The following is a 1,283-nucleotide window of genomic DNA, read 5'->3' as shown; positions in this document are numbered from 1 at the left end:
AAAAAAAGCCACCCTTAAACAAGGATGGCTTTTTATGACTAACTTACAAGCTCATTACTGAGACTAATAGATTAGTTCAATACGTTAGCAACAACACCAGCGCCTACAGTACGGCCGCCTTCACGAATAGCGAAGCGAAGACCTTTGTCCATAGCGATTGGGTGGATAAGCTCTACGCCCATCTCAACGTTATCACCAGGCATTACCATTTCAGTACCGTCTTGTAATTGGATTGCGCCAGTTACGTCAGTGGTACGGAAGTAGAACTGTGGACGATAGCCGTTTAGGAATGGTGTGTGACGACCACCCTCTTCTTTGCTCAACACGTATACTTCTGCGTCAAACTTGGTGTGAGGCGTGATTGAACCTGGCTTAGCAAGTACTTGGCCACGTTGTACGTCTTCACGTTTAGTACCACGTAGTAGTACGCCACAGTTTTCGCCTGCACGACCTTCGTCAAGCAGTTTACGGAACATCTCTACACCAGTACAGGTGGTTTTTTGAGTGTCACGGATACCGACGATTTCGATTTCGTCGCCTACGCGTACGATACCAGATTCAACACGACCTGTTACAACAGTACCACGGCCTGAGATTGAGAATACGTCTTCGATTGGCATTAGGAATGCTTTGTCAACGTCACGCTCTGGCTCTGGGATGTAGGTGTCAAGAACGTTAAGAAGTTCTACAACCGCTGGTTGGCCGTATTTTTCTTGTGAGCCTTTTAGGGCTTCAGTCGCTGAACCATGGATGATTGGGGTATCATCACCTGGGAAGTCGTAGTCATTAAGAAGTTCACGAACTTCCATTTCTACGAGTTCTAGCAATTCTTCGTCATCAACAACATCACATTTGTTCATGAATACGATGATGTACGGTACGCCAACCTGACGTGAAAGCAGGATGTGCTCACGGGTTTGTGGCATTGGGCCGTCAGTTGCTGATACGACTAGGATTGCGCCGTCCATTTGAGCGGCACCGGTGATCATGTTTTTAACATAATCGGCGTGACCTGGGCAATCGACGTGAGCGTAGTGACGTGCTGGGGTGTCATATTCTACGTGTGAGGTGTTGATGGTGATGCCACGTGCTTTTTCTTCTGGTGCTGAGTCAATAGACGCGTAGTCTTTGGCTTCGCCACCAGAGGTGATTGCTGCTACCGTTGCGATGGCAGCTGTTAGGGTTGTTTTACCGTGGTCAACGTGTCCGATTGTACCGACGTTGACGTGTGGCTTTACGCGTTCAAACTTGGCCTTTGCCATGGGTATTTCCTCTTTTTTTGG

Annotated in this window: 1 protein-coding gene; it reads right to left on the bottom strand. The window is 47.9% G+C overall.

Translation table 11 applies throughout. The features are described from left to right. Positions 1–71: 71 nt before the first annotated feature. Positions 72–1,262, bottom strand: a complete 1,191-nt coding sequence (gene tuf / locus ACI2JM_RS14465) for an elongation factor Tu (RefSeq protein ID WP_055124836.1) — start codon at positions 1,260–1,262, stop codon at positions 72–74. Positions 1,263–1,283 lie beyond the last annotated feature (21 nt).

The organism is Psychrobacter sp. NPDC064578 (assembly GCF_044901245.1).
Lineage (GTDB): Bacteria > Pseudomonadota > Gammaproteobacteria > Pseudomonadales > Moraxellaceae > Psychrobacter > Psychrobacter cibarius_C.
The sequence above is the reverse complement of the archived record's forward strand: the minus strand, read 5'-3'. Positions and strand labels throughout refer to the sequence as shown.

What these genes read in the sequence shown, in the direction of transcription:
- tuf (WP_055124836.1), bottom strand. Translation starts at nt 1,262, where the DNA reads ATGGCAAAGGCCAAGTTTGAACGCGTAAAGCCACACGTCAACGTCGGT.